Annotated in this window: 24 protein-coding genes and 1 riboswitch; of the genes, 14 read left to right on the top strand and 10 right to left on the bottom strand. The window is 43.4% G+C overall.

Going from position 1 to position 22,910, the window contains the following annotated elements; genetic code table 11:
* Nucleotides 1-363: 363 nt before the first annotated feature.
* From ACXAEY_RS14810 to pdxR, 3 genes are all read right to left on the bottom strand, one after another.
* On the bottom strand, nucleotides 364-1,578 hold the full coding sequence (locus ACXAEY_RS14810; RefSeq protein ID WP_474812891.1) for a M20 metallopeptidase family protein: 1,215 nt from the start codon (nucleotides 1,576-1,578) through the stop codon (nucleotides 364-366).
* 17 nt (nucleotides 1,579-1,595) lie between these two features.
* On the bottom strand, nucleotides 1,596-3,155 hold the full coding sequence (locus ACXAEY_RS14805; RefSeq protein ID WP_474812889.1) for an AbgT family transporter: 1,560 nt from the start codon (nucleotides 3,153-3,155) through the stop codon (nucleotides 1,596-1,598).
* Nucleotides 3,156-3,256: 101 nt separating this feature from the next.
* Nucleotides 3,257-4,672, bottom strand: a complete 1,416-nt coding sequence (gene pdxR, locus ACXAEY_RS14800; protein ID WP_270181271.1) for a MocR-like pyridoxine biosynthesis transcription factor PdxR — start codon at nucleotides 4,670-4,672, stop codon at nucleotides 3,257-3,259.
* Between the two features lie 266 nt (nucleotides 4,673-4,938).
* Nucleotides 4,939-5,088, top strand: a riboswitch (cyclic di-AMP (ydaO/yuaA leader).
* 89 nt (nucleotides 5,089-5,177) lie between these two features.
* Between pdxR and ACXAEY_RS14795 the strand changes: the two genes are divergently transcribed.
* Nucleotides 5,178-6,506 (top strand): TrkH family potassium uptake protein, encoded by a 1,329-nt coding sequence (locus tag ACXAEY_RS14795; RefSeq protein ID WP_474812887.1) that lies wholly within the window; start codon nucleotides 5,178-5,180, stop codon nucleotides 6,504-6,506.
* Nucleotides 6,507-6,557: 51 nt separating this feature from the next.
* Here ACXAEY_RS14795 and ACXAEY_RS14790 read toward each other — a convergent pair whose 3' ends face one another.
* Complete coding sequence (locus ACXAEY_RS14790; RefSeq protein ID WP_474812886.1) at nucleotides 6,558-6,872, bottom strand: winged helix-turn-helix transcriptional regulator; 315 nt, start codon at nucleotides 6,870-6,872, stop codon at nucleotides 6,558-6,560.
* Between the two features lie 145 nt (nucleotides 6,873-7,017).
* On the opposite strand from ACXAEY_RS14790, the gene ACXAEY_RS14785 reads away from it, so the two are divergent.
* From ACXAEY_RS14785 to wrbA, 3 genes are read left to right on the top strand one after another with little or no spacing between them, the layout of a single operon-like run.
* Nucleotides 7,018-7,434, top strand: a complete 417-nt coding sequence (locus tag ACXAEY_RS14785; protein WP_474812884.1) for a DoxX family protein — start codon at nucleotides 7,018-7,020, stop codon at nucleotides 7,432-7,434.
* The gene (locus ACXAEY_RS14780) at nucleotides 7,424-8,278 is read left to right on the top strand and encodes a VOC family protein (RefSeq protein WP_474812882.1); all 855 of its coding nucleotides are present in this window, start codon (nucleotides 7,424-7,426) and stop codon (nucleotides 8,276-8,278) included. The genes ACXAEY_RS14785 and ACXAEY_RS14780 overlap by 11 nt, the downstream gene beginning before the upstream one ends.
* A 60-nt stretch (nucleotides 8,279-8,338) precedes the next feature.
* Complete coding sequence (wrbA, locus tag ACXAEY_RS14775; protein ID WP_474812880.1) at nucleotides 8,339-9,004, top strand: NAD(P)H:quinone oxidoreductase; 666 nt, start codon at nucleotides 8,339-8,341, stop codon at nucleotides 9,002-9,004.
* 135 nt (nucleotides 9,005-9,139) lie between these two features.
* On the opposite strand, the gene ACXAEY_RS14770 is transcribed toward wrbA, so the two are convergent.
* From ACXAEY_RS14770 to ACXAEY_RS14745, 6 genes are all read right to left on the bottom strand, one after another.
* Nucleotides 9,140-10,438: an allantoate amidohydrolase gene (locus ACXAEY_RS14770; RefSeq protein ID WP_474812879.1), complete on the bottom strand. Its 1,299-nt coding sequence runs from the start codon at nucleotides 10,436-10,438 to the stop codon at nucleotides 9,140-9,142.
* Complete coding sequence (locus ACXAEY_RS14765; protein WP_474812877.1) at nucleotides 10,431-11,615, bottom strand: amidohydrolase; 1,185 nt, start codon at nucleotides 11,613-11,615, stop codon at nucleotides 10,431-10,433. The genes ACXAEY_RS14770 and ACXAEY_RS14765 overlap by 8 nt, the downstream gene beginning before the upstream one ends.
* A 16-nt stretch (nucleotides 11,616-11,631) precedes the next feature.
* On the bottom strand, nucleotides 11,632-12,903 hold the full coding sequence (locus ACXAEY_RS14760) for a TRAP transporter large permease (RefSeq protein ID WP_270181279.1): 1,272 nt from the start codon (nucleotides 12,901-12,903) through the stop codon (nucleotides 11,632-11,634).
* Nucleotides 12,900-13,397, bottom strand: a complete 498-nt coding sequence (locus ACXAEY_RS14755) for a TRAP transporter small permease (RefSeq protein ID WP_270182024.1) — start codon at nucleotides 13,395-13,397, stop codon at nucleotides 12,900-12,902. The genes ACXAEY_RS14760 and ACXAEY_RS14755 overlap by 4 nt, the downstream gene beginning before the upstream one ends.
* 67 nt (nucleotides 13,398-13,464) lie before the next feature.
* Nucleotides 13,465-14,490 carry a TRAP transporter substrate-binding protein gene (locus ACXAEY_RS14750; protein WP_270181280.1) on the bottom strand — a complete coding sequence of 342 codons (1,026 nt, stop codon included), beginning with the start codon at nucleotides 14,488-14,490 and terminating at the stop codon, nucleotides 13,465-13,467.
* A gap of 128 nt (nucleotides 14,491-14,618) precedes the next feature.
* Complete coding sequence (locus tag ACXAEY_RS14745) at nucleotides 14,619-16,694, bottom strand: helix-turn-helix domain-containing protein (RefSeq protein WP_474812875.1); 2,076 nt, start codon at nucleotides 16,692-16,694, stop codon at nucleotides 14,619-14,621.
* 194 nt (nucleotides 16,695-16,888) lie between these two features.
* On the opposite strand from ACXAEY_RS14745, the gene ACXAEY_RS14740 reads away from it, so the two are divergent.
* The 10 genes from ACXAEY_RS14740 (at nucleotide 16,889) to ACXAEY_RS14695 (ending at nucleotide 22,820) form a co-directional block, all read left to right on the top strand.
* The gene (locus ACXAEY_RS14740; RefSeq protein ID WP_474812873.1) at nucleotides 16,889-17,932 is read left to right on the top strand and encodes a beta-carotene 15,15'-monooxygenase; all 1,044 of its coding nucleotides are present in this window, start codon (nucleotides 16,889-16,891) and stop codon (nucleotides 17,930-17,932) included.
* On the top strand, nucleotides 17,929-18,711 hold the full coding sequence (locus ACXAEY_RS14735; RefSeq protein WP_474812870.1) for a class I SAM-dependent methyltransferase: 783 nt from the start codon (nucleotides 17,929-17,931) through the stop codon (nucleotides 18,709-18,711). The genes ACXAEY_RS14740 and ACXAEY_RS14735 overlap by 4 nt, the downstream gene beginning before the upstream one ends.
* A gap of 17 nt (nucleotides 18,712-18,728) precedes the next feature.
* Nucleotides 18,729-19,478 (top strand): phosphotransferase enzyme family protein, encoded by a 750-nt coding sequence (locus tag ACXAEY_RS14730; protein WP_474812869.1) that lies wholly within the window; start codon nucleotides 18,729-18,731, stop codon nucleotides 19,476-19,478.
* 126 nt (nucleotides 19,479-19,604) lie between these two features.
* Nucleotides 19,605-20,150, top strand: coding sequence for a GNAT family N-acetyltransferase (locus ACXAEY_RS14725; RefSeq protein WP_474812867.1), 546 nt, complete (start codon nucleotides 19,605-19,607; stop codon nucleotides 20,148-20,150).
* 60 nt (nucleotides 20,151-20,210) lie between these two features.
* The gene (locus ACXAEY_RS14720) at nucleotides 20,211-20,690 is read left to right on the top strand and encodes an N-acetyltransferase family protein (RefSeq protein ID WP_474812865.1); all 480 of its coding nucleotides are present in this window, start codon (nucleotides 20,211-20,213) and stop codon (nucleotides 20,688-20,690) included.
* Nucleotides 20,691-20,699: 9 nt separating this feature from the next.
* A complete protein-coding gene (locus ACXAEY_RS14715) occupies nucleotides 20,700-21,257 on the top strand; it encodes a 2'-5' RNA ligase family protein (RefSeq protein ID WP_474812863.1) in 558 nt (185 codons plus the stop codon).
* A gap of 41 nt (nucleotides 21,258-21,298) precedes the next feature.
* The gene (locus ACXAEY_RS14710) at nucleotides 21,299-21,802 is read left to right on the top strand and encodes a GNAT family N-acetyltransferase (RefSeq protein ID WP_474814848.1); all 504 of its coding nucleotides are present in this window, start codon (nucleotides 21,299-21,301) and stop codon (nucleotides 21,800-21,802) included.
* Nucleotides 21,799-21,987 (top strand): hypothetical protein, encoded by a 189-nt coding sequence (locus ACXAEY_RS14705; protein ID WP_474812861.1) that lies wholly within the window; start codon nucleotides 21,799-21,801, stop codon nucleotides 21,985-21,987. The genes ACXAEY_RS14710 and ACXAEY_RS14705 overlap by 4 nt, the downstream gene beginning before the upstream one ends.
* Nucleotides 21,988-22,020: 33 nt before the next feature.
* Nucleotides 22,021-22,443, top strand: coding sequence for a FosM family fosfomycin resistance protein (gene fosM, locus ACXAEY_RS14700; protein ID WP_474812859.1), 423 nt, complete (start codon nucleotides 22,021-22,023; stop codon nucleotides 22,441-22,443).
* A gap of 20 nt (nucleotides 22,444-22,463) precedes the next feature.
* On the top strand, nucleotides 22,464-22,820 hold the full coding sequence (locus tag ACXAEY_RS14695; protein WP_474812858.1) for a hypothetical protein: 357 nt from the start codon (nucleotides 22,464-22,466) through the stop codon (nucleotides 22,818-22,820).
* Nucleotides 22,821-22,910: the final 90 nt, after the last annotated feature.

Here is a 22,910-nt window from a genome sequence, read left to right as displayed (position 1 = left end):
GTTTATTTTTTAATAAAAGTCTAAATAAAAAAACTATTTAAACAATTTGGTGATTACCGAAAAAGTGTAATGTATTATGGTATTCTATAAGATTTAGTGTTTACCAATCAGTGTAATGGAAGCTGAGTGAGTTGGAATTTAATATATATTCAGCGATAATTTGGCATTTATCGGCGAATTTGGAAAGTATATTAGCGAGTTTTTAGTTATATCAGCGAAAGGTATTGATTTATCGGCTAAACGTCGATTTTATCAGCGAAACCGTTGTTTTGAGGTATACATAAAATAAGGAAAGAGCTTGGGACAAGTGATCCCGAGCTCTTTTCGTTTAGCTAGGTCTTACATACTGCGCTAGGTCAACCATTAGCTGTTCCCTTGTGCGATTTCCTCACGAGTGGAAGTTTTATTGCCTTCAAGAAAATCCAGCGTCACAAGTGCAAGTGTTTTCGCCGCGATCACCATCGCTCTCTCATCAAAGTTAAACTTCGGGTGGTGATGGGGATAGGCGTTCGCTTCGTCTTCCACCATCGCTCCAGTAAAGAAGAACGTGCCAGGGACGTGCTCTAAGTAATAGGAGAAATCTTCTCCGCCCATCTGCTCTTTATATTCTCTGATCGTAGTCGCTTCTTCGACTTGAGTCGCGACGTTTGCCAACTGATGCGTTTCTTTCGCATGATTTATAGTAGCAGGGTATCCGTCGACATAATTGAGCGTATAACCAGCATCCGCTGCAAGACATGTTCCTTTAATAATGCGCTCCAATTCTTCCTTAATCATTTGCTGTACTTCCTTTTTGAACGTGCGTACCGTTCCTTTCAGAACGACTTTATCTGCAATAACATTGAAGGCATTCGTTGCATCGAATGAGCCGATTGACACGACAGCTTGATCGAGTGGATCTACGCGTCTTGAGACGATCTGTTGAAGATTTACGACTACCTGTGAAGCGATTACGATGGAATCCTTTGTTAAGTGCGGTTGAGCGCCGTGACCTCCTTTTCCTTGGATGACCAATTCGAAGCGGTCTGCTGCAGCCGTTAACGGACCTTCTTTGTATAGAATTTCTCCTAGTTTTTCAGTAGCCCATAGGTGCGTACCATAGATTACGTCGACACCCTCCAAACAGCCATCCTCGATCATAGCGATCGCCCCACCCGGCTGCATTTCTTCCGCATGCTGGTGGATAAATACGACGCGACCTTCTAATTCGTCCTTGATGCTATTCAATGCTTTCGCTACTCCTAAAAGGGTTGCGGTATGACCATCGTGGCCACAGGCGTGCATGACTCCGTCCACTTTTGATTTATAATCCACATCGTTTTGTTCTTGAATCGGAAGGGCGTCGAAGTCAGCTCTCAACCCAACCGTTTTGCCGGGCTTTGCGCCATTAAGAATCGCGACAACTCCTCGTCCACCAACCTGTTCTCGGACTTCATGTCCAAGATTCCGGTGGTATTCTGCAATGAACTTCGGGGTTTCAACTTCTTCAAAGGATAGTTCAGGGTTCATATGAAGGTGACGCCTTACTTCCACCATTTCGTCGTAAAGGTTTTCGAGTACAGCTTTAATTTTCATCATGCAAAACTCCTTTTCAATTAGTTAAGTCTTATATAAGCATCTGGGCCAATTGGTAGCCCTAGAAGATACCACACGGTGAAAAGTAGGATCCAGAAGACCATGAATGCTAGCGAGTAAGGCAGTAACGCTGAAATTAACGTTCCAACACCCATCTTCGGATCGTATTTTTTCGCAAAGGTTAAAATGATCGCAAAGTATGCAAGCATCGGCGTGATCATGTTCGTGATCGAGTCTCCAATGCGGTAAGCGAGCTGTGTAAATTCTGGGCTGAATCCTAAGATCATGAGCATCGGAACAAATACAGGCCCGAGGATTGCCCATTTTGCGGATGAACTTGCGACGAGTAGATTGATTAATGCTGAAAGTAAGATAAAGCCAATCAGAAGTGGTAACCCGACTAGTCCAATATTTTGTAACCACTCAGCGCCTTTGATCGAGAGGATGGCTCCAAGGTTACTCCATGCAAAGTATGTGATCATTTGCGCGGCGATGAACGTAAGGACGATGTAGTATCCCATTCCAGACATCGCTTTTGTAAGGTGACTAGCGACATCTTTATCTGACTTGATCGTCTTCGCTCCGATTCCATACGCTAACGCCGGAAGGAAGAAGAATAAGAACATGATGGCAACGAGTGAACTCATGAAAGGAGAGTCCATGATGGCACCAGTCTCCTGGTTCCTTAAGATCCCGTTCTCAGGGATGATCGTTAGGGCGATGAGTATGGAGAAGACAGCAACAGTGATCGTTGCAAAACGCAGGCCTTTTTTCTCTGCACGAGAAAGTTCTGTTTTCTGGTCATCCATGACGGTTGAAACTGGTAGTGCTCCTAATCTTGGTTCAACAACTTTGTTTGTAATCCAAACCGTAATCGGTAATAAAACGAACGTGGATGCAAAGACGAAGTAGAAGTTCATCGCTGGATTCGCTTTATAAGATGGATCGATGATCTGAGCACTTGATTCAGTAAACCCTGCTAAGAGAACATCGAGGGAGGTGATAATCAAGTTAGCACTGAACCCTCCAGCAACTGCCGCGTATGCAGCGACGAGTCCTACGATAGGGTTCTTACCGAGAGTGTAGTAAATCAAGGCTGCGATCGGAGGAAGTACGATTACTGCAGCGTCTGCAGCAGCGTTTCCAAGAATCGCGATCAAGACGATCGTAGGTAGTATCAATTTCTGAGGTGCGGCAAAGACGATTCTTCTCATGAAGCTCGATACGAGTCCTGTTGATTCTGCTAGACCGACACCTAGCATGACGACGAGCACTAAACCGAGTGGTGGGAAGGAGACGAAGTTATTAACCATTTCTGTCATGATTCTCCGAATGCCATCTCCGTTCAGGAGATTAACAGCATCGAGCCGTTCATTCGTTGCAGGATTGATCGCACTGACTCCTAATGTCGAAGCGATCCAAGACGAAATGAGGATGATGGCTGTAATGATGGCAAAAAGCGTGAGAACATCTGGAAACTTATTGCCTCCTCGTTCGATCAGATCTAAAAACTTTTGAGTTACTGTTTTCTTTTTTGTACTTACGTTTCCCTTCTCAGGCGAAGGATTAGGTAGCGCCATCGTGTTGTCCCCTTCCGTTTTAATTTTCTGAATTTTTATTATCATAAAGAAAATCTGTCCCTCTTAAAAGGGGCAGATTTAGAAATTTTATAGGGGGCAGATTAGTTGTGGAACCAGACGTTTCGAAGTGATTCAATTCCTTCTTCGATCTGTTCCTCACTCAACGCGGTGAAGCAAAGCATATAGATGTGGTGAAAATTGGCGGGATGAGTTTTATCAAGGAACAGTTCAACAGAGTCTAGAGCGATTCCGCTATCAGAAGCGAGGGAGTGATAATCGATATCCTTGTCAGGTTCGTTTAGTTTGATCACAACATGATGTCCCGCGTGATCTCCGAGAATCGTGACATGATCTCCCATATAACGCTGGATGCATTTCTTTGTCCACTCAAATTTCTTTTTGTAAATTTTCCTCATCCTGCGTAAGTGACGGATCCAGTAGCCTTCTTTCATGAATATCTCAACGGTCTTCTGCAACACCCTTGAGGTGGTTTGTTGATAGATGATCAGCTCTTTTTGATAGATTTCTAAAAGACCAGGCGGCAGAACCATATAGTTGAGTCGGATACTTGGCAAGAGCGATTTGAAGAATGTTCCCATATAGATGATTCTTCCATGATGATCAAGATGCTGTAGAGCTGGGATAGGGTCGCCACTATACCGAAACTCGCTGTTTAAATCGTCTTCGATGATGTAACGATTTCCCTCTACGGCCCATTCGATCAATTTTAGCCTTTGTTGGACGGGCATGATGTACCCTAACGGAATTTGATGGGAAGGGGTCACATATGCCATCACTGCTGAACTTTTATGTAGGTGATTAAGGTCGATCCCGTTCTTATCGACAGGAATGGAGTCAATTTTGTAGCCAAGGAGACGAAACACTTCCCTTGCAGCGTAATAGCCGGGATTTTCAAAAGCGATGGTTTGCCCATTCAAGCCGATCATCTGGCATAACAGGTTGAGAAGGTACTGCGAATGAGGACCGATGATGATTTGTTCTTCAGAACATGTGACACCACGAGCTTGCTGCAAGTAATGCGCAATTTCCTTTCGTAAGCCGATTTCTCCCTGAGGATGACCAAAGTGAAACAGTTCATCGACTTGATCTTTCATGCTTTGGTTCGTAATCTTCCTCCAAGTGGATAGGGGGAAATTCGTCGTATCGACTCGATTGCCTCTAAAGTCGTATGTAATGGATGACGGATGGTTTTCAATCTCGCTGTTACGTGTTGGATTTTCTTTTGCGATTTCTCTCATCACATCTGTAGCGAGATCTTGAATAAAATAACCGCTTCTCGCCTTGCTATAAATGTACCCTTCTGAAAGTAGCCGCTCATAAGCTGTCTCCACAGTATTTCTACTGATCGCTAAGTTCGATGAAAGGAGTCGAACGGAAGGCATCTTACTATCTTTAGGCAACGTACCTTTTAGGATTTGTTTTTTAACTTCATCGTATAGTTGTAAGTAGAGTGGGATGGACCGATCGCGGTCTAATTGGATCATGAATTCATTCATTTCATCACTCCTCATGATCAAGTCTTGTTACTAGTCTACTGTAAAGGATTGAAGATGACTAGCTTAGTAGTACTAACCTCTGAGGGGAACGAGAGAAGCTGTGAAAACAGGAGTAAGGAGGTCCTAGCTAATCAAAAAGCAATATGATTGCGAAGTTTTTGTCGTATATTGCAAAATTTGAATCGATACGGGGTTTTTTAATTGTTTACAAACGTGACACCGAGGAGTAGACTATGTCTCATTAAGATATCAGTTTAAAAGTTTCTCATTCGAAATCGCTTAATCCAATCGGAGCGGACGACCCAATGATTGATGCAGTACATTTACTGCTAGGGGTGAATCCTGATTAACAGGTAGGGCTACTTCTATGGCCCGAATCCGACAGCTAAGTCCGTAAGCGTTATGGGAGAGGACGGTGAAACTTGTGATCTAGCAATCGGCCACAGGTTTAGTTACCTGTGGTCTTTTTGTGTTCGATTTTTTAAAAAAATTGGAGTGTAATAAAATGACGATTCGGTCAAAACGGTTTAAACGGCTAGAACCTCCACAGATGCTCATTCTTGTGTTTGGCTGTTTTATTTTAATTGGAGCAGCGTTATTGAAGCTTCCTTTCGCAACAACGGAAGAAATAGGCTGGATCGATGCTTTGTTTACCTCAACTTCTGCGATGACGGTGACGGGACTCGTTGTGGTAGACACCGGTCAGGCATTCACGCTGTTTGGAGAACTTGTTATCGCCTCCCTCATTCAACTCGGTGGACTTGGAATCATGACGTTTGCGGTCATCACGTTCATGATGTTAGGAAAAAAGATTGGGATGAAGCAGAGGCTTCTTGTGCAGCAAGCCACAAACCAGAATTCACCTGGAGGCGTCATTCGATTAGTAAAGACAATCTTCCTTTTTTCTTTAACGGTCGAGGCGATCGGCATGATCATTCTCGCATTCAGATGGGTACCAGAATTAGGAGTGAAAGATGGCCTTTACGCGAGCTTCTTTCATTCGATCTCAGCTTTCAACAATGCGGGGTTCTCCATCTGGTCTGATAGCTTGATGGGCTATGTTGGAGATCCTGTCGTAAACATTGTTATCTCTGCCCTTTTTATTGTGGGAGGGATCGGATTTACGGTATTAGACGACCTTGTTAGAACAAAGCGGCTGCGTTCGCTCGCGCTTCACTCGAAGATCATGCTCATAGGGACGCTCGTTATCAATGTAGTTGCGATGTTTGGCTTTCTTTTCCTTGAATTTCATAACCCGAATACACTCGGAGACTTAACGATGTCAGAAAAGCTGTGGAGCTCGTATTTTCAAGGCGTAACGACAAGAACGGCGGGGTTTAACTCGGTGGATATTGGTGCGATAGGAACAGGGACCGCTTTTCTTATGTTTGTTTTAATGTTTGTAGGAGCGGGGAGTACTTCTACTGGCGGAGGGATTAAACTAACGACAGCGGTTGTGATCATTCTTGCCGCATTCACGTTCCTTAAGAGAAAAAGCGATCCTGTGTTGTATGGTCGCACCATTCGGAAGGAAGTTGTTCTGAAATCCTTAACCATCTCGATCATGAGTATCCTCTTGGTTTATCTGTCCATCTTCATTTTGGTTCAAACAGAAAACGCAGATGTGAATGCGATTATCTTTGAAGCAGTTTCTGCGTTTGGCACGGTCGGTTTATCGATGGGCTTAACGGGTGATCTTTCGCAAGTCGGGAGGATCGTAATTATTTTTCTCATGTTTCTAGGAAAAATTGGACCGCTTACCCTTGCGTTCTCACTTGCTCAGCCTGATCGATCTCGCATTCGCTATCCGAATGAGGACCTGTTAACAGGATGAGTTTTAAAAAATTGAAAGTAAAAAAGCATGGATGCGGAATCCATGCTTTTTTTATTCTTTTTCTAACCAGTTCTGAGACCAGTCTTCAATATTTTTCATTAAGGGTTCAAGAGCATACCCTTTATCAGATAGCGCATACTCGATTCTAACAGGGGTTTCTGGATAGACGTGGCGTTTAACGATGCCTTCTTCTTCAAGGTCTTTCAACCGTTCTGAAAGGAGTCTGCCGCTTATTCCGATCGATTCTTTAATCGTGCAGTTTCGCTGGGGACCGGACAGTAGTTGATAGATGATCAGTCCTGTCCATCGTTGACTAAGAATCGTAATGGCTTTTTCAAACCTCGGACATATCTCTGATTGATTCACTTTAAACTCCTCCTTTCCAATAATAGTATACCACACATAATAATTAATAATAAATTATTTACTTGACGTAATAAAGTTACTTGTTTATAGTTAGTTACATAAAGTAACTTAATTAATAAAAATAATTAAAGGGGAGTTGCAGAGAATGGTCTTAGAAAAAATTGGCGTGCTCTTACTAAGGATCGTCTTAGGCACAACATTTATGATTCACGGGTTCGCAAAGTTTCAAGGAGGAATTGAGAATACCGTTGGATTTTTCCAATCGGTCGGTTTACCGGGGTTTACAGCGTATGTCGTAGCACTCATCGAATTAATAGGTGGAATTGCAATCATACTCGGACTCGGAACAAGAATAGTTGCAGGGTTATTCGCAATCATCATGATCGGAGCAATTTTTACAGTGAAGTTAAGTGCTGGATTTTTAGGCGGTGAAACGGCGGGCTATGAATTAGATCTTTTATTACTTGTCCTATCATTTTATTTCGTTACGAGAAAACCGGTCGATCTTTCACTAGATCACATGCTGTTCTCGAATAAAGGAGTGCGATCAGATGTTTCATAAAGCACCGAGCACGTATGTTGGAGGGGTCACATTGAACGTCATGGACATTGACCGATCACTCCAATTTTATAAAGAAATGATCGGTTTTCAAGTTTTGAATCATCGTTCAAGGGCGGTAGAGCTTACGGCGGATGGTGTAACACCATTACTTACGTTGTACCAACCTGAAGAAGCACAGCCTAAGCAAATGCATACGACAGGTTTGTTTCACTTTGCACTCTTATTGCCGAAACGAGCTGATTTAGGAAGGGTTCTCAATCATCTTGCAGAAAAGAGGGTCCCGATCGGTTCTTCAGATCATCTCGTGAGTGAAGCGATCTATTTAAATGATCCTGATGGAAATGGTATTGAGATTTACTACGATAAACCTTCTTCTACTTGGACGTGGCAAGGTGAACAGGTAAAGATGTCCGTAGATCCGCTCGATACGAAGGCGGTATTAGAAGAAGGAAGAGGGGAAGCGTGGAATGAGCTGCCAAAGGACACTGTAATGGGGCATATCCACCTGCAAGTTAGTGAATTAAGAGAAGTTGAAACATTTTACACTGAAGGTCTAGGGTTTGAAGTTGTCAATCGGTTTGGAAATCAAGCGCTTTTTCTATCAACAGAAAGCTACCATCATCATATCGGTCTCAATACGTGGAATAGCCTTGGCGGCTCAAAGCCTTCAGAAACAAGTGTTGGGTTGCAATCGTTCGAATTGATTTATCCAAGTAACGAAAAGCTTCAAGAAACTGCTTTTAACTTAAGAAAGGTCGGAGCAGAGGTTGTTGAAGAAGGTGCGATTGTAAGAACAGAAGATCCTTCTGGAAATCGGATGTATTTAAAAGTAGCGTTCGTCTGATAAAAAAAGTTTTCGAGTAAATAATAGTAGCAGTTCACATTGGGAAGGTAAGGTGCAAGAATGGGCTTTTTAGAAAAAATCTTTGGGAAATCACCTGAAAAGGAGCAAAATAAAATGGAAAACGTTAAAGTCGCAATTATTTATTACAGTTCTACAGGTACAAATTATAAGATGGCTAAGTGGGCAGAGGAGGGCTTGAAAGATACCGGTGCTGAAGTAAAGGTACTTAAAGTGCCGGAACTAGCTCCAAAGGAAGCGATCGAATCGAACGATGCGTGGAAAGCGCATTTGGAAGAAACGAAGGATGTGCCTGAAGTGACGCTTGATGATTTGGAGTGGGCAGATGCGTATATCTTTAGTATTCCGACTCGTTTTGGTAACTTGCCTGGTCAAGTGAAGCAGTTCCTCGATACAACGGGCGGACTGTGGTTTAATGGTAAGCTTGCGAATAAGGTTGTAAGTGCGATGTCTTCAGCGAGCAATGCACACGGTGGTCAGGAGCAAACTATTCTATCGCTCTACACGACCATGTTCCACTGGGGAGCGATCGTAGCGAGTCCAGGATATACAGACGACTCGATCTTCGCTGCTGGAGGGAATCCTTATGGTACGAGCGTTACAGTTGGTCAAGACGGGAAGATGCAGGAAAACGTCGAACCCGCTGTGAAGCATCAAGCAAAACGTACAGCATCTGTAGCGGAGTGGGTTAAGAACGGAAATCGTTAATTACGGAATATTGTTAGGTCGATTCAATACTTGAATCGACCTTTTGTTATGCATACGATCGATAAGCGAATAGCGATGATCATAAATAAATGCGAGCCCACCACAATAGTGATGGGCTCGCATGGTTGTGGAGCTTTAGCTTTCTTTATAACCTGATAAAATCTTCCCAATCGTTCGTTCCATCACAAGAATGCCGTCTAAGCATTCTGTTAACGATGTCCATTCTTCAGGGGTATGACTTTTCCCGTTCTTACTCGGAACAAAAATCATACCTGTAGGAATTTTTTTGCCGACAAGCATGGCATCATGTCCAGCGCCGCTTGGCATTCTACGATACGTTAAGTTTAATTCGTTCGTTGATTCTTCAATCATATTCGTCATCTCATCGTTCATATGAACAGGCTCAACGCGGATGCTGTTTGACGTTTCAAGTCGGAGTCCTCTTGTTTTTGCGATAGAAGATGCACGCTCTTTAATCGCATCGATCAGGTTTTCTCTTGCGTCTCGGTCGATGTCTCGAATATCAACCGTTACCGTTGTTTTTCCTGCGATGACGTTCGTTCCATTTGGAGAGTTGGTGATCTTTCCAACTGTTGCAACGGCGGTGTCGCTGTATTTGGCAGGAAGCTGTTCGATCGACGTGATGAGTTCACTTGCGCCGATCAGGGCATCTTGCCTCATGTTCATCGGAGTATTTCCAGCGTGATCTGCGCTTCCGATAAACGTAAACGTTTCTCTGGCAGGACCCGCGATTCCTTCTACAACACCGATCTGTTGCTTGTTTGTTTCTAACACAAGACCTTGTTCGATGTGGAGCTCGAGGTAGCCGATAAATTCGTCCATGTCTCGTTCTGCGCTTTTTAATCCATCAGGATTCAAACCGTCCGCTGTCATCGCTTCACTGAGCGTCGTACCTTCATCATCACGGTATGTGTGGAGCGCTTCTTCGTCGATTTCACCGATCATCGCACGGCTTCCTAACAAGCCATGGTTGAAGCGTGATCCTTCTTCGTCGGCAAAAACAGCGACTTCGATCGACCACTTTGGCATTCCGTTTCGTTCGATGAACGATTCAACTGCTGTTAAAGCGGATAGCACGCCCAACAGGCCATCGAACATGCCACCGTTCGGAACGGTATCGATGTGAGAGCCTAGCATGAGGCTTTTATGTGTATGGATGCCTTTAATTTTTCCATAAACATTGCCCATCGCGTCCTCCTGAACGGACATTCCGATTTCCCTCATCCATTTCTTAACCCATTCGATCGCTTCTCTGTATTCAGAAGTATAGGGGAAGCGGCTATTGCCGCCGGCTTCCGTTGCTCCAATACTATTGACGGCATCGAAATAGGTGATGAAATGATTCATAGGTAAGTGGGTGTGACGAGGCAGAGGCTTATATTCCTCCTTCCATCGTCTGACTCGGTTATCCATCTGAAACACCCTCCTCATGACTAACTTCGATCAATTTGATGAACATCTTACTCGCTTGTAGCATCGCTTTTTCTTCAATATCGAAGTTCGGATGGTGGTGGGGATAAGCGTCTTTATGACCTGCTCCTGTAAAGAAGAACGCACCTGGTTTATCTAACAAATAATAAGCGAAATCTTCTCCACCCATCATAGGATCCATCTCCAGTGAGTGTTCAGCTCCAAATAAGTCTTCAGCAGCGCGCTTTACATACGTCGTTTCTTTCTCATGGTTGAATAGGGCTGGATAGCCTTCTTCATAGTTGAGAGAACACGTAGCGCCGTATGCTTTTCCTGTATGTTCTACGATTTCAGCCATCCGCTTTTTCACGGAAACCTGAACGTCTCGTGAAAACGTACGAACCGTTCCTAAAATACTCGCGTGAGACGGAATGACGTTGAAGGGGCCACCTGACTCAAATGCGCCTAGTGAAACCACTGCTGACTCTAGTGGATTGACGTTTCGACTAACAACCTGCTGGAGATTTTGAACAACGGCAGATCCACAGACGATCGGATCGATCGTTTCGTGAGGAAGAGCACCATGCCCGCCTTTTCCGTCGATTTCAATCGTGAATCGATCGGACGATGCCATCAATGGACCGCTTTTCGTGAAAACAGATCCTACTGGGAACATCGACCATAAGTGAGTTCCGTACACTTCATCGACACCTTCGAGGCATCCTGCTTCGATCATAGGCTTTGCACCGCCTGGTGTTTGTTCTTCAGCGAACTGATGGATCAGAACGATCGTTCCGTTAAGGTGTTCGCGATTATCGTGAAGAACTTTTGCTGTATGAAGCAGCGTCGACGTATGAGCGTCGTGTCCGCAGGCATGCGAAACACCATCCACTTTTGATTTATACGGTACGTCTTTAGCATCCTGAATGGGGAGAGCATCGAAATCTGCTCGAAGTGCGATCGTTTTACCGGGAAGACCTCCGTGAATCTTCGCGACGATTCCTCGTCCACCTACGCCTTCTTCGATTTCTTCGATCCCGATGTCTCGTAAAAAACCTGCAATTTTCTTAGGTGTTTCGACTTCTTGAAACGAAAGCTCTGGATTTTCATGGAAGTAACGGCGCCATTCGACCATTTGTGGGTATTCTGTTTCTAGTTGTTCGATCATTTTTCCGTACATGAACAGCGTCCTTTCTTTAATCAAATAGACTTGGAATCCATAGCGTCAAACTTGGAATGTATGCGATCAGTAGGATTGCGATGATTCCAGTGATGAAGAATGGAAATATATCTTTAATTGTATTTTCAATTTTAACTCGAGCGATGTGGCACGAGATGAATAGGGTAGAGCCTACTGGTGGTGTGAATAGTCCCAATGCGAATGAACAAAGCATCACGATTGAGAAGTGGGTAGGGTCCATTCCGACACCAGTTGCGATCGGGAAAAATACCGGAATAAAGATAAACAAGTTTGGAACAAGTTCCATCACCATTCCAGCACCAAGCATGATGACGATCAACAGTAAGATCACGAGTCCATCAGAAAGGCCAAGACCTAAAATCCAGTTTGAAATCAAGTTTGGAATGCCTTCTGAGATCAGCGCATAAGTGAAGATCATCGACGTACAGATCATGAGCATCACGACCGTTGTACCGTACACGGTTTCTTTTAATGATTCATAAACCCCTTTGAACGATAGCGAGCGATAGACGAATTTCCCGATAAGGAACGCGTAGATCGCCGCTAGGGCAGCTGCTTCTGTAACGGTTGCGATTCCGAATACGATGGCTCCGATCAAGAAGATAGGAAGGACGAGTGCCCAGAAAGCTTTGAAAAGACTTACGAAAAACTCCTTAAAAGAAGGCATCGATTCACGCGGATAACCACGTTTAACGGAAATGATGACTGTCGTGATGAGATACGTTAACCCGATTAAAATTCCTGGGATCACACCTGCTAGGAACATTTCTGCAACAGAAAGGTTTGCTAGCCATGCGATGATGATCATCGTGCTACTCGGTGGGATGATGATTCCAACTACAGAGCTCGATGCGTTGATCGCAGCTGAGAAGGAAGAAGAGTATCCTTTCTTTTTCATAGAAGGAATCAACACACTACCTGTTGAAGCGGCGTCTGCGACAGAAGAACCAGAAACGCCTGCCATTCCCATACTCGTGATGACGGATACGCAGCCAAGACCACCTGGCAGTTGGCGAACCATCGAATCTGCGACTTTGATGATTCGTTGAGCGATATTACCATGGATCATTAAGTTTCCGGCAAAAATAAAGAATGGAATCGCTAGGAATGCGAATGATTGCGTGTTTGAAAAGAAACGCTGAGCTGCTAGTTCCATCGGAATACCGTCGACGATAAAGAAAAGAACGGCCGACATACCCATGGAGAACGCAATTGGGACTCCGAGTAAGAGCATAACGAAAAAGCTGATAATCATTATGGCGATCATTGGGTTTCTCCTCCTTCCATCCACGTACTTTTATTTCGAATAAGTAAACTGATTTGAAGAATTAAAAGGATTGCAACTAAAGCAAACGATACGGTTACAGAGATGTATAGCCACGACTTTGAAATCTGCAGCATCGGTAGAGGCTGCATGCGAACAGCATCTGCTAGTAAGTAACTTGCATAAACCATATAAACCGAGAACAGGAGCATGATGACTTTTGCGAATATCTGTAGCACCCACTGAACGCCTCGGCCGAATTTCTCTTGTAAAACGGTAATTTTCAAATGATCTTCATTCTTCGTAACGGCGATCGTTCCGAGGAAGATCATCCAAGGGAAGAAGATTTGCGTCAACTCAGTAGAAGATGAAATAGGATAGTCGAAAACATATCTTGATAGGACTTCTGCAAACACGACGAGGGTAAGCAGAACCATAAGGATACTTGCGATGATTTCAGTAACCTTCACAAACCTCGATGTGATTTTTTCTAGCATTTCGTTCACCAACTTTCTCCTATAATGAAAATTCAGCGAGCAGAAGACCTGCTCGCTGAATGATGTGTTATTGTTCAGAGCGGTATTCTTCTAGGAATGTTTGAACCTCGTTCATGATTTCAGGTGACATTCTTTCTTCCATTTTTCCGTAAACAGGCTCTACTGCTTTTTGGAATGGTTCTACGTCAGGTTCAGTGATTTCCACGAAAGAATCTTGCATTTTATCTAACATTTCTTTATCTTTGCTTGCTGTGAACTCATAAGATGCATCACGTGCTGCATTCGATGCTTTTTGTACGATTTCTTGAAGCTCGGGCTCAAGGCCGTCAAACGTGCCCTGGTTCATGATGAAGTATGAATAGTAGTAAGTGAAGTTCAGGATCGCAAGGTGATCTTGTACTTCATGGAACTTGGTTTCATAAATCGCATCGAGAGGGTTGAACTGACCATCGACTACTCCTTGGGATAGGGCAAGGTAAACTTCAGTAAACGGCATCGTTGAAACAGAGCTTCCTAGTGTCTTGAATGTTTCGATCAACGTTACGTCGTTCGGTGAACGCATCTTTAAGCCTTCTAGATCTTCTGGAGTATTGATCGGGTGATCGTTGTTCGTGATTTGAGCAAAGCCAAGTTCAACATCAGACAATACTTTCAATCCTTGCTCAGAACCGAGTTCTTTCAATTTATCGCCAGTTTCACTTTCAAGTACTGCATGTGCTTCATCGAAGTTTTTAACTAAGAAAGGAAGCGATAGCGTCGCGTATTCAGGAATCGTGTTCGCCATCATGTTGGCACCAGCGATCTGCATGTCTAGTGCACCGACTTGTACCGATTCGATCATTTCTTGCGCGCTGCCGAGCTCTTCGTTAGGGTAGATTTCAACTGTGACTGCGCCGTCTGTTTCTTCTTCTACAACTTCTTTAAACTTCTTAGCAGCGACATCGCGGACAGAGCCTTCAACTGTGTTAAAGCCAACTTTCCACGTTCTTTCTTCAAAACTTCCGTCTCCTGAATTAGAAGCAGAATCGCTGCCGCTTCCACATGCACCGAGGAAAACAGTTAGAGTTAATAGTAAAACAAGTAATCGTTTCATCTCACGCACTCCTTATTTTTATAATGTTTTTTGAATATTTAAAACCATTGTATCGGACATGCGCTTTCTTTTTATTGTGTGTTTCAACAAAAAAATAATAATTTTACTGAATTTTAAACAAATAGGTGTTAAGAACAGAAGAGCCACTCTTCTTTTGTTCCTAATAAATTCATAATGTTCCACGCCATACGGAGGTGGAAGATGACCTCGGCATCTCGGATATCGACGGATAGAATATCGCTGATTCGTCTTAGTCGATAGTTGAGCGTATTGCTATGAAGGTGTAATGCATCCGCAACTTCTTTTAAATGCTGATGATTGAATAAGTAGTGTTCGAGTGTATCGAGTAGCTCGCGCTTATTCTGCTTCGTGTAATCCATCAGCGGCTTCACTTGATCGATGACAAATTGGTAGAGCTCTTCTTCCGAACTGTTCATCATCATCTTCGCAACGCCGACTTCTCGATACGTCATCCGCTGATTGGGGCGTTTATGCCGGTTAAAAATCTCGATGCAGTACCACACATCTTTATAGGACGTCCTGATTTCTTCTAGGGAGGTTAATCTTCCTAACGCATAGGAAAACGTTCTTTTCTCGAAATGTCTACGGATATACAGGTCTAGCTGATCGATGAACGTATCCATCTGACTTCGTACAGACTCTTCAGTTGTATCAGGTGGAAATCCGATGATGCCTCGGAGGCCGTTGTTTCGTTTGAAGATGATGTTGCTGTTGTAGTAGTGTGCGATAAACTTCTCAACGATGTGGTGAAGACTCTTCGTTTCTTTGACGCTCCATTCGTTCTGCTGTTGATCGATATGAAGTCCGAAGAACAGGTAGTTTTCTCGATCACTTAAACCGAGAAGCTTTGCCTGATCGATCAATACGCTGATGTCCACTTTTCCTTGAATATCCTCTAGAAACTCTCCCTGAATTCGCTGTTTCGTTTCGTAAACCGCTTCTTGTTTTAAAAGCTCGATGGAAATGATGTTCTGCGCTTCTTCGATAAGCATTTTTTCAAGATGGTCGAGAGGAAGCTCCTTGTTTGAGATTGCGAGGAAACCTCTAGGTTCCCTTCTTGTGATAATCGGAATGACGACGACGTCGTAGGTATCTAGATGAACCGGCTTCAACAAGTCAGGCGTCAACGTATCTAGAAATGGTGGGATCGCAGCTTCGAACAGAACACCGTCTTTTTCATACGACGACACGAGCTGTCTGAACTCATCGTACATAAATACCGAGGCATTCAACCGTTCGCTTAGGAAAGCGATGATCGGATCCATTCCCTGCTGGTCGATCGCGATCTTCATCAATTCATTATGATTGTGCTGCGTCTGTTCGAGCGTCTGGTTTTTTAGCTGGATGTCATGATTCAGCTTCATCAATTTATCGGCTTGGTTTTCTAGTTCAGTGAAGAGGTACCCTCGATGAACAGCGAACGCTGCCTGGTTACAAATCGCTTTTAAGAGATCGAGGTCTTCATCTGTGAAATGTCCTGTCTGGCGGAACGAATTGATGCTCACGACACCGATACAGTCGTTTTGAATCATAAGAGGACAACACATCGCGCTTTGTGCTTTCATTCGTTCGCCGCCTTCGATCGGCGTCGACTCCTCGAAGTGCTTCCAGTTTTCCTTCGACATCGACTCCATCCCTTGGTACACCTCATCAGTGTGATGGAAGATCTGCGGACGCTTCGATTGAAACGTGAACCCTGTTAACGATTCGCCCGGCTTAAAACGGATATGCTGCAGATGCTTCCATTTAAAACCTCGCGTCACCCGTGGAATCAGGGTATCTTCCTTGGCATCATATATGTATAGACTGCATGAATCGGATAGTGGGAGAACTTCCATCGCCATGTCCATGATTCTTCTCAGGATTTCATCGAGCCGTTGATAGAGCGCGAGCGTTCTTGAAAGGTTTAGGAGGAGATCCTTGCCTTTTTGTTCAACTCCTACCGTCGTGGACATGAGCTCGCTTTGCTTTTTGACGAATTCGGTGAGGTCAGAGGATTCTTGTTCTGCTTTGATCACGATCGTATAGCGGTCATTCTCAATCTTGGTAGTCGCACCGCCATTTGTGTCGAATTGTTTTGTGAACACGTTCGTTTGTTTGTAAAAAATAGTGATTTCGGATAGTGGTAAAGCAATTGCTTTCGCATATTGGATAATTGAGTCGGCGAGTAAAGGATAGACCATTCTTCTACGATTCCTCCGTTACAAGTTTTTATCTTTATCTTATCATGTCGAATTATCTCGAAACTTAACAGGGAGTCACTTTTTATAGAAGGAAGAGAGGAATTTAGATAGAGAAAGGCTAGAGGATTGTCGGACTTTCGAGGAGAATAACATAGAGTAGATAGCTAAATATGGAAAAATGAGGTGGAGTCATGGTGGCATGGCGTTTTGATACAAAACATTACGTATTATCGATGCTTCTTGTTTTTGTGCTCGCAGCAAATTTCCTTGTCTACAGGTTACCAGTTTCGCAGCCCGTTCCTCGAGAGGCCCAGCTGCTCGTGATGGCTTCGATCGTTGACCTAGCCATCGTCACGCCTATTTTCATACTAGCGATCGTAGGAATGTTTTCTGTGAAGCGGCTGCTCCTCACGATGGCAGGTGGACTCCTTCTCGTCAGGTGGGTTATTCCTCTAGAATACCTTTCTTCAGTTTTTAACATGTCTCAAATCGATATGGTGTTAGGAGTCCTTGCTTTCGCGCTTGAAATCGGGTTGCTTATCGCGCTGATCCGCTATGTTCCTTCTATTGTTAGAGGAGTGAAACAAAGTAAAGAAACCTTTTTATTTTCTTTTCCAGTTGCTATGGAACAAAACGTTCGTGATCATTCCGTTATCCGCATCCTCGTCTCAGAAATCCTCATGTTCTATTATGCGTTTTTCTCATGGAAAAAGAGTGCGGATGAAACGAACTTTACGTTACATAAAAAATCAAGTCTTATCATGATTCACATCATGACGATCCACGCGATCGCGATCGAAACGATCGGACTTCACTATTGGTTACATGAGCAGTCAGCGAGCATTTCTCTCGTGTTACTCATCTTAAATGTGTATTCCATCGCCTTCCTCGTTGGAGAAATCCAGGCGATTCGCTTAAACCCAGCAAGATTAGAAGGTGAAAGACTTTACTTATCTCTTGGTTTAACGAAACGAATGATCGTTTCGTTGGATGAAATTGAGTCAATTACGGTTGATCGTGCTTCTTTGGATAGCGTGATCGACAAGAAGACAACCATCGCATTCATCGCAAAAGATTTTGAAGAAGTAAAGCCAGAACTAATTTTAGAACTAAAAAATCCTTGTAAGGCCACGCACCTCTTCGGGATCCAAAAGTCTTATACGAGAGTTGCGTTACGTATCGATGAGCATCACGAGTTTCTGAATAGATTAGTTAATCAATTGGAGGGACAGGCGTGAACAACATAGAGGAGCAGTATAAGAAATCGACGAACTTACGTACACGCATCAGTATTCACGAGCGATTCAGCACAAACAAAGAAGATTGGCATCGATGGCTCTTCGACCGATACAACCTTCCTGATGAAAGATTGCGCATTCTAGAAATCGGATGTGGAGATGCAACATTCTGGGTGAAAAATCGCGAGCGGGTATCAGAGCGATGGAGCATCACACTGTCTGACTTTTCAAGAGGTATGGTGGAGGCAGCAAAAACGAACGTGAGCAGGCTGGCAAACATTTCTGTGGAGCAAATGAAGATCGAAAACATTCCTTATGAAGAGAACCTTTTTGATGTCGTCATTGCGAATCATATGCTTTACCACGTACCTGATCGGAACAAAGCGTTATCTGAAGTGCGGAGAGTGTTGAAGGATGGTGGTACGTTTTTTTCTTCTACAATTGGAGAAGAGCACATGAGGGGATTTGGAGACCTTTTAAAAGGGTTCTCTCCTCAACTGGATTATCCATCCGCCACCGTACACGCAAAGGAGTTTGGATTAGAAAATGGATCGGATCAATTGAGATGTTTCTTTGATAACGTCGATCTCATCGATTTTCCGGGTGATCTCAGCATCACCGATGAGCACGCCATCATCGACTATTTGCACTCAACGAATGTACACCGATTCGGTGAGGAAGAAGTGGCTGGTTTTCTAGAGTATTTACAAAAACAAAAGGAAGCGAATGGCGGTGCGATACCGATTACGAAATCTACTGGATTGTTTGTTTCGCAGTAGTAGAAAGGAGAGAGCTTATGCGAGACCAAGAAGAAGTTTTAGAAGGTGGAAACGTGTCGAACGTCTATCGATCAGGTCAAACGGTGAGACGAGAATTGAAGGAAGGCAGCTACAGAATTCATGCACTGCTCGATCACCTCGAACGTAAGGGATATCTTCATTCACCGAGGTTCCTATGTATCGATGAGCAAGGGAGAGAAGTGCTGACTTTTATTAAGGGAGAGGCGGGAAACTACCCTCTAAAAGAGTACATGCTTTCAGAAGATGCACTCGTCGAGATCGCGAGGATGCTTCGCACGTATCATGATGCTGTGAGTGACTACGCCTATGATCCCGACTGGCCACCGTTAGATCATACACCTCCACATCATGAAGTGATCTGTCACAATGATTTTGCCATCTATAACATTATTTTTCACGATAAAGAACCAGTTGGAATCATCGATTTCGATATGGCGGCACCAGGTCCAAGAATCTGGGATATCGCTTATACCCTTTACACGTGCGTACCTTTGAGCAGGTTCATGGTTAAGGAAGGTTCTGAGATCAAGAGGCGGGTCTCCATGTTCTTCGAAGCGTATGGCGAAACGTTTGAAGACGATTGGGTAGAGGTTGTGGTGGATCGATTAGAAGGTCTCTGTCAGACCATTACGAGAAAAGCGTCAGAAGGTGACAAGGCGTTTCAAAAAATGATCGAGGAGGGGCATGTCACACATTACAAGGAAGAAATCGCGTTTATTATAAACCATGGGCATGCGTGGAAGTAACTTCGTTTACAAGAATTTCTAATCGTGTTAGAATTTTTAAAAAATGATGGCGTGCAGCTTCACAGATAATCTCGTCCCAAAGCGAGGGGCGGGATTTTTTTTATGTTAGCGAAAGGGGGGACCGTGATGCAGCCACTAGATTCAGATCGAATCACATTAAGACCATTTGAAATGGAAGATGCACCTCGCATCCAGCAGTTAGCCAACCATAAAGATGTGGCGAACATCATTGGCTTACCTTATCCGTATCGCTTGGAGCATGCGGAGGAGTGGATCAAGATTCAGCCGGAATTGATTCGAAGCCGCGCAGAGTACCCGCTCGTTATGTACTCTAAGGATCACGATGAACTGATTGGGACGATCTGTATACGGATCGATCAGAAAAACAATCGAGGTGAGCTCGGGTATTGGATCGGAAGGTCATACTGGGGAGAGGGTTTTGCGACAGAAGCCGTCAAACGAATGATCACATTTGGATTTACTGACCTTGAACTAAACAAGGTGTGGGCAACAGCGATCACTCGGAACAAAGGATCGATCAAGGTGCTGCAGCATGCAGGGATGGTACGAGAAGGCGTCCTGAGAGAGGATCGAATCGTGTTAGGAACATATGAAGATGCTGAAGTGTATGGGATGTTGAGAAGTGAGTTTGATAGGTCGTGGAATCGCTAATCTATCAATATAAAAAACAAGTGCGATTTTGCGCTCGAGTTTTGAAAGGAGGAGATCACGTTGCACGTGCGGAATGTGAGAAGTTCAGATTATGACCGGCTTGCCCCTTTGATCAACGAGTGGTGGGGTGGCAGGCAGATGTCTGACCTTTTACCAAAACTGTTTTTTGATCATTTTCAACCTACTAGTTTTGTAATAGAAAAAGAGAATAATATCATCGGCTTCCTCATCGGATTTCTTTCTCAATCGAACTTAAAGGAAGCATACATACACTTTGTTGGCGTCCATCCGGAATTTAGGGAAGACGGGGTGGGTAGTTCGCTTTACGAGCGATTTTTTAAAGCAGTAACAATCGAAAATCGAGATACTGTAAGAGCGGTGACGTCCCCGGTAAACAAAGCTTCCATCGCTTATCATACGAAGATGGGTTTCGAGATCGTTAAAGGGGATCGATTGGTCGATCGGGTACCGGTTCATTCAAACTATGATGGAGAAGGAAAAGATCGAGTGTTATTAGTAAAGAAACTATGTGATGAATAGAGGGGTAGCATGGAGAGAGCTTACTTTATCGGCATCGTACCGCCGGAAGATTATTTAAAAAGAATACAGCATTTCCAGCAAAAGTGGAATGAACATACAGGTGTTGAGCCTCACGTTACGTTAAAAGCGCAAGGTGGCTTAACTGGTGATCGAGAGTGGATCGAAAAAGTGAAGGAAGTGTGTTCGAAAAGTACGCCGTTTCAACTAACGCTCGAGGGTCCTGCGTATTTTGGAGATATCGTTTTATACTTACAAGTTCGTTCACATGAATTGATCCAACTGCACCATCAGCTTGTGAGGGCGGTTTCTCCATCAAACGAGATGATCAAGCAGTATTTTGAAGGTGAGGATTTTGTCCCACACTTAACGCTAGCAAAAGAGACGTATGGTGGCGGTATTTCTAAAGGTGTCTCAAGATCTGATCTTAAGGAAATGGAGAAAAAAGTTAAGGGAGAACTGACGCCTTATCCTACGTTTGACGTGACGTTCATTCGGATTTATGAGCTAAATGCCGATGAGCGTAAGTATGAGCCGTTACTGGATGTGCCTTTAGGTAACGGGATTTAGAGTGGGTACAAGCGATTCTGACCAATGAGAGGTGAAAGATCATATCTAAATTGAATTTAGTGAAGTTTCAAAAGGATGATTTTGAAGACTATTATCGACTTGTTTCCAATGAAAGCGTGATGGCTCAAATCACCGAGCGTGCGATTCCGTTAGAAGAAGCGCGGTCGAATTATGAGAAGATATTATTGAGTAACAAGGGTAGTGATTTACTAGGCTCTTATAAGATCATGAGTGAGGACCAATTCCTAGGTCTTGGTCACGTCACGTTGAAAGAAGCTTACGAAGCTGAAATCGGTTATATGCTGCTGCCGCCATTTTGGGGGAGAGGATATGGAACTGAACTGGTAAGAATGCTGATCGAGCTTGCTGAACAAACAGATGTGAAAAAGCTCATGGCGACGATTGATCAAAATAATATAGCTTCTAGAAAAATATTGGTCAATCAGCAGTTCGTATCAGAAAAAGTTTGTGAAATAGACGGATTACCAGGTGAAATTCTGAGCAGACGTTTATCGGAATCTATTTTGGAAGAGATCGAACGATGAAAAACAATGAGAACGTATTGAATGGGGTAGGGGTCGTCTTTTTCTTTTTATTGTTTGTCGTGAGCATGTCTTTCTTAAATGAGATGCCACTATTAACGATCACTGGTATCTTAGGATTAAGCGGTGTTTCGTATTTTGTTTATCGGTTTGTTTCAATACAGATTAAAAAAAGCGTAGTAAAATGAAGCTGAGATCGTTATTAAGGTTAGGGTGGTAGGATGTCTATAACGGGTATAAATCATCTTTTATTTTCGGTTTCTAACTTGGAACATTCTATTACGTTTTACAAGAACGTATTTAACGCTAAATTGTTAGTGAAAGGTAAAACAACAGCATACTTTGATCTAAATGGAATATGGCTTGCTCTCAATGAAGAAAAGGACATTCCTCGAAATGAAATAACGCAATCCTATACACACATTGCCTTTTCGGTAGATGAAGGCGACTTCGAAGATATGGTTACTAAACTAGTCGATCTTGAAGTGACGATTTTACCTGGCCGTCCAAGAGCGAATGAAGATAAGAAATCGATTTATTTCACTGATCCAGATGGCCATAAATTTGAATTTCATTCAGGAACGATGAAGGACAGATTAGATTATTATAGAAAAGAAAAAACACATATGGAATTCTATGATTAAAGAAAGGTGACTTGTATTTGATGACTAGCCCAGAAACCAAAGAGATGTCCATTAAATCGCTGGAGTCCACTTACAATAAACTTTCAAATGCTTACAAAAGCATAAGCGAAAAAGGTTCAAATACGACGCTCGTCTTAAAGAGACTTAACGCCGTAGAGAACGGAATAAAAAGTTTAAAAGACAATTGGAACAGTGAGGGGTTCTTTTATGACGAAGAACCAATAAGGAATTCTAAAGACGTTCTAAAAGGTATTATTCCATCTATTGAAAAACAGATTGAACGAGCAAAAAAAGGTAGTGCGCAAAAAACAATAAATGAGCGCCGTTTAACAGCGCTTAAACTAGCAATCGAATCGTTGGAGCAACGTCTAAACTAAACCTTCCCTTAACCGTTTTAGAAAAAAGAGCTAAAAACCTATATAAAAATAACGATCAGAGGCATTTGGCCAGCTGACCGTTATTTTTGC

Source organism: Anaerobacillus sp. ABA4_114, assembly GCF_056159065.1.
This window is presented reverse-complemented; position numbering and strand designations above follow the sequence as displayed.

Bases quoted from the DNA above. Each gene is read 5' to 3' on its own strand.
- ACXAEY_RS14810 (WP_474812891.1), bottom strand. From the start codon at position 1,578: ATGATGAAAATTAAAGCTGTACTCGAAAACCTTTACGACGAAATGGTG.
- ACXAEY_RS14805 (WP_474812889.1), bottom strand. From the start codon at position 3,155: ATGGCGCTACCTAATCCTTCGCCTGAGAAGGGAAACGTAAGTACAAAA.
- pdxR (WP_270181271.1), bottom strand. From the start codon at position 4,672: ATGAATGAATTCATGATCCAATTAGACCGCGATCGGTCCATCCCACTC.
- ACXAEY_RS14795 (WP_474812887.1), top strand. From the start codon at position 5,178: ATGACGATTCGGTCAAAACGGTTTAAACGGCTAGAACCTCCACAGATG.
- ACXAEY_RS14785 (WP_474812884.1), top strand. From the start codon at position 7,018: ATGGTCTTAGAAAAAATTGGCGTGCTCTTACTAAGGATCGTCTTAGGC.
- ACXAEY_RS14780 (WP_474812882.1), top strand. From the start codon at position 7,424: ATGTTTCATAAAGCACCGAGCACGTATGTTGGAGGGGTCACATTGAAC.
- wrbA (WP_474812880.1), top strand. From the start codon at position 8,339: ATGGGCTTTTTAGAAAAAATCTTTGGGAAATCACCTGAAAAGGAGCAA.
- ACXAEY_RS14770 (WP_474812879.1), bottom strand. From the start codon at position 10,438: ATGGATAACCGAGTCAGACGATGGAAGGAGGAATATAAGCCTCTGCCT.
- ACXAEY_RS14765 (WP_474812877.1), bottom strand. From the start codon at position 11,615: ATGTACGGAAAAATGATCGAACAACTAGAAACAGAATACCCACAAATG.
- ACXAEY_RS14760 (WP_270181279.1), bottom strand. From the start codon at position 12,903: ATGATCGCCATAATGATTATCAGCTTTTTCGTTATGCTCTTACTCGGA.
- ACXAEY_RS14755 (WP_270182024.1), bottom strand. From the start codon at position 13,397: ATGCTAGAAAAAATCACATCGAGGTTTGTGAAGGTTACTGAAATCATC.
- ACXAEY_RS14750 (WP_270181280.1), bottom strand. From the start codon at position 14,490: ATGAAACGATTACTTGTTTTACTATTAACTCTAACTGTTTTCCTCGGT.
- ACXAEY_RS14745 (WP_474812875.1), bottom strand. From the start codon at position 16,694: ATGGTCTATCCTTTACTCGCCGACTCAATTATCCAATATGCGAAAGCA.
- ACXAEY_RS14730 (WP_474812869.1), top strand. From the start codon at position 18,729: ATGCGAGACCAAGAAGAAGTTTTAGAAGGTGGAAACGTGTCGAACGTC.
- ACXAEY_RS14725 (WP_474812867.1), top strand. From the start codon at position 19,605: ATGCAGCCACTAGATTCAGATCGAATCACATTAAGACCATTTGAAATG.
- ACXAEY_RS14715 (WP_474812863.1), top strand. From the start codon at position 20,700: ATGGAGAGAGCTTACTTTATCGGCATCGTACCGCCGGAAGATTATTTA.
- ACXAEY_RS14705 (WP_474812861.1), top strand. From the start codon at position 21,799: ATGAAAAACAATGAGAACGTATTGAATGGGGTAGGGGTCGTCTTTTTC.
- fosM (WP_474812859.1), top strand. From the start codon at position 22,021: ATGTCTATAACGGGTATAAATCATCTTTTATTTTCGGTTTCTAACTTG.
- ACXAEY_RS14695 (WP_474812858.1), top strand. From the start codon at position 22,464: ATGACTAGCCCAGAAACCAAAGAGATGTCCATTAAATCGCTGGAGTCC.